This window comes from Rhodoferax sp. (genome assembly GCF_039922535.1).
In the GTDB taxonomy this organism is placed as follows: Bacteria; Pseudomonadota; Gammaproteobacteria; order Burkholderiales; family Burkholderiaceae_C; genus Rhodoferax_B.
In genome coordinates this window covers 1-3,676 of sequence record NZ_JBDTEM010000141.1, presented here as the reverse complement: position 1 = coordinate 3,676, position 3,676 = coordinate 1, and the positions used below count along the sequence as shown (strand labels likewise).

The 3,676-nt window shown below is 58.2% G+C and carries 4 protein-coding genes; all 4 read right to left on the bottom strand.

Features of this window, described 5'->3' with window-relative positions; genetic code table 11:
- Positions 1-140: 140 nt before the first annotated feature.
- Complete coding sequence (locus ABI213_RS06470; RefSeq protein WP_348026478.1) at positions 141-668, bottom strand: hypothetical protein; 528 nt, start codon at positions 666-668, stop codon at positions 141-143.
- A gap of 41 nt (positions 669-709) precedes the next feature.
- Positions 710-1,045, bottom strand: coding sequence for a hypothetical protein (locus tag ABI213_RS06465; RefSeq protein WP_348006327.1), 336 nt, complete (start codon positions 1,043-1,045; stop codon positions 710-712).
- A 130-nt stretch (positions 1,046-1,175) separates the two neighbouring features.
- Positions 1,176-1,964 carry an exosortase-dependent surface protein XDP1 gene (xdp1, locus tag ABI213_RS06460; protein ID WP_348026476.1) on the bottom strand — a complete coding sequence of 263 codons (789 nt, stop codon included), beginning with the start codon at positions 1,962-1,964 and terminating at the stop codon, positions 1,176-1,178.
- Between the two features lie 184 nt (positions 1,965-2,148).
- Positions 2,149-3,676: XrtA/PEP-CTERM system TPR-repeat protein PrsT (gene prsT, locus ABI213_RS06455; RefSeq protein WP_348026474.1), on the bottom strand; the 1,528-nt coding region annotated here is incomplete at its 5' end.

Genomic DNA, 3,676 nt, shown 5'->3' with positions numbered 1-3,676 from the left:
TGCCATCTGTGCGTCGGCAATGCCTTCGGCCATCAGGCGCACCAGATCGGCAAACGAGGTAGATGCCGTCTCTTGCACCACCACCTCAGCCGGCACGATAGGCGCACGAAAGACCTTGGCCTTGTCCAGGGTGGCCATGGTCAAGCAGGGACTTTGGGTGGACGGTTGTCTACCACGGTGAGCTGCGGCGCAATACGCGGTGGAGGGGGCACCGGCACCATGCGGGTCAGCAGGCGGCTGGTGCCATGCACTTCCTTGCCAAACTTGCGGTTATGTGAAACATCGACCGACACCGATGCGCTCCAGCAGGCAAACCCGGCCTTGGCTTTGACACCGACCTTGAGGCTGGTTTCCACCGAGGTGGTGGTTTTGATATCCATCGTGACTTCGATGGTGGCCTCGGCAAACTGGTAGAAAGTGGGCATCAGCCCGATCTGGATCAGCGACACGTTGACCGGGGCCGAATTCACGTAGGTCACATCGCCATTGGCGGCGATGGTTTGGGTCACGCCCATGACCAGCGGCAGCTCGGTTTCTGCCAGGGCCTTGGCGGTTTCTACCGAGTTTTCGTCCAACGCCTTTTGCGCCTCGGCGATGCCCAGGGCCAGTTTCAGCACCATATCGGGAAGGGGTACGTCGAGTAATTCTTGTCCAACACTACCGGCCATAGCTGTCTCCTTGAAGTGGGCCGCTGGTCACACAGCAGCAGTTACGAAACCGACGACACCGGCGCGTTGAGGGACACATTCAAGGCCCCCAGAACCGCGGCCAGACGCTGCTGCTCCACGTTGACCGGGCCGATGAACCGCACCGCCCGCGATCCGCGCAAACCCATATACGAAGCCACGCCCATGACCACCAGGGCCTTACCGGCACCGATCCGGGCGACCACCTGGGCTCCCACGCTGCGCACCAAAACATCAAGCCCCTCGGGTTCGGCCGCCTCCAGCAAGAACATGCCGCGCCCCGGTAAGCCGATAGAAACCTTGGCCCCAAAGCGCTCTGCTGTTTGCATCTGCCAGCCCCCAAATTGAACTGACTTCATGATGGGCGAAGCCAGGCAAAACTACATCCACAAGATGAATGAAGCCCACAAAATACGCGCCCCAAAACAAAAAGGCACCGAGTTTCGGTGCCTTTTGGGAGTGGCCGCAAGCGGCCGGGGAACGGATAAGTTAAGCGGCCAGAGCAGCGCGCTGGGCGGTCTTGCGACGGCGGGCGCTACCCAGCAAACCCAGCAGGCCAACGCCGACCAAGGCCAGCGATCCTGGCTCTGGCACGCCGGAGGACTGCTTTGTGCTGCCCGCCACCGTCATCAGCTTCACATAGTCGGCCAGCGCATCACCGGTACCCGAGCCGCCGTAGCCAGAGTTGTAGGCACTGATGACCCACCAACTGGAGTACGTAGTGGTGTCTTTGTTGGTCGTTACAGCCACATCGGTAGTAGTTGGCGACCCAGCATCAGTGAAATAGTTCTGCACCGAAGTCCAACCATTAGCCGCCGTGAAGGAACCTGTGGTGTTGTTCAAAATCGTTGGGGTACCGGCTTTGGTGTAAGCCATGACCGTCAAGTCGGCATCGTTGTAGGTATAGCCCAGCAAGATCGAGCTCAAATTAATGGCCGAACCGAAGTGCAAAACGATCAGGTCGGTGCCGGCAACGTTATCCATCGTGTGCTGGGGAGCGGAACCATCTTCATTGCTGGAAACAACGCCCAAACCATAGCTTGTACCGTTTTGCGTAACCTGGGCAGCCGCAAATTTGGTACCCGTGGTAGGTGCCGCGACCGTACCGGTGCTGGTGGAATACGCTTGCACCGTCAGGCTGATGCCGCCTGAAGTCGCGCAGGTTGACACCCCTGACGAAGTTGCACAACCGGAATCAAGGGCCCAAGACGTAGCCCAGCCTGAGCTGGCCATCCCCATCAAGGCGACGGCGGCCAATATTTGGAGGGAACGGGTCATACGGAAGTTCTTCATTTTCATCATCCTATTGGGGTGCTAACACTGCAAACCATCATTAATACCTGATTCACAGCCAGATTCGTGCCAGTGGAGTTCTTTACTTAAAAATCAACATGTTGTGAGAATAAAATAACAAGGAGTTACAAAACTGTAAGAAAATTCGACAAGCAATTTATAGTTCCCGTTAACGCAAAGTTTTGCGCAAAGCTTGGGCCGCGGTAAGGCCTTCAAAATTCCGCCCATCGTTGAGTGCAGCATCCAACTCGTCGCGCGCTTCCGTGTTACGTCCTGACTGCGCCAAAACGGCTGCCAAGTGGTAGCGAATTTCGGGGTTGCCAGGCTCACGCAAGCGGGCATCGCGCAGAAGTTGCAAAGCGCGGTCGGCCTGGTCGGCTTTGCCGCTTTGGAACAGTGCCCAGCCCAAGGTGTCGATGACGTTGGCATTGGCGGGAGCCAGCACAAGGGCTTTCTCCCCCATCGCAATGGCCGAAGGGTCCTTTAGGCGTAGCAGTACGTTGACTAAATAGTTCATTGCACCAATGTCGTCCGGCTTGGCTTTGAGCAGAATCTCGTAGTTGCTCCGGGCTGCCGGATAGTTCTCGGCACGGGCATAAGAGTCCGCCAATGCGCGACGAACCACCAGGTCTTGCGGGTGGGCCTTGACCCATTGCTCAGCCAGCTGTAGCGCCGGTTTTCCGCCGGCTTGGCCAGACAGCGCACGGAACAGGCGCAACAGCGTTTCGGAACTGGGCTCCGCCTGGTGGGCGCGCCGGTAAGCATCAATGGCGGCAGCGGTCTGGCCTCGGGCCTGGGCTACATCGCCTAGGAGGCTATAGCCGATAGCTCGTTTAGGTGTCTGTGCCAGCACCTGGCGGGCGCGCTGTTCGGCTTTGGCCGGTGCACCCTGGCTCAGCTCAATGTCGACCATCATGGCCATGGCAGGCAAATAGTCAGGGCGGCTGGAGAGTGCCTTTTCCAGACTGTAGGTAGCCCCAGCAGGGTTGTTGCCGGCCATTTGCAAGGTCGCGATTTCGGTTTGCTGAGCCGCATTGAAGTCGGCAAATCGGGTGGCACCCGAAAAGGTGGACTTGGCACCTTCCACATCGCCATTGGCTAGCTGCGCTCGACCGTAAACCAGTAGGGAAGGAAGGTAGTCTGGAGCCTTGGCCAATAAGCGCTTGGCAGCCTCCAAAGCGAGCGCAGGCGCGCGATTGCGCAGATGCAGCTCTACCAGCGAGGTGTCTGGTCGAAACTCTTTAGGGCCGGCGATATCGCTGGCTTTTTGGAGCCAGCGCAAAGTCTCGGCAGGCTGGCCGCGGCGGTCTGACAGGTTGGCCATCTCATACATGGCATCGATATTTTTATCGTCTACCTTGAGAATGGCGGCCAGACGTGTGGTGGCACTGTCATAAGATTTGGCCGCAATATCTACTCGGGCCAAGTTGATCTTGGCCTCTAGCAGTTTGTCGTCCAACTGGACTGCCCGCTCAAAGGCTGCTTTGGCGGCGGGTAGCACGCCCGCTTGGGCCTGGGCCATACCCAGTAGGTTGCTGAAACCTGCATTATTGGGCTGCAACTTGACCAATTGGTCGGCAATGGCTACCGCTTTGGCAGTTTGCCCATCGCGCAAATACAAGCCCACCAATGCGGTACCCGCCTGCGTTTGCTTGGGGTCTTTGAAGGCGGTTTCGAGTTGCACAATGGCATCGCCG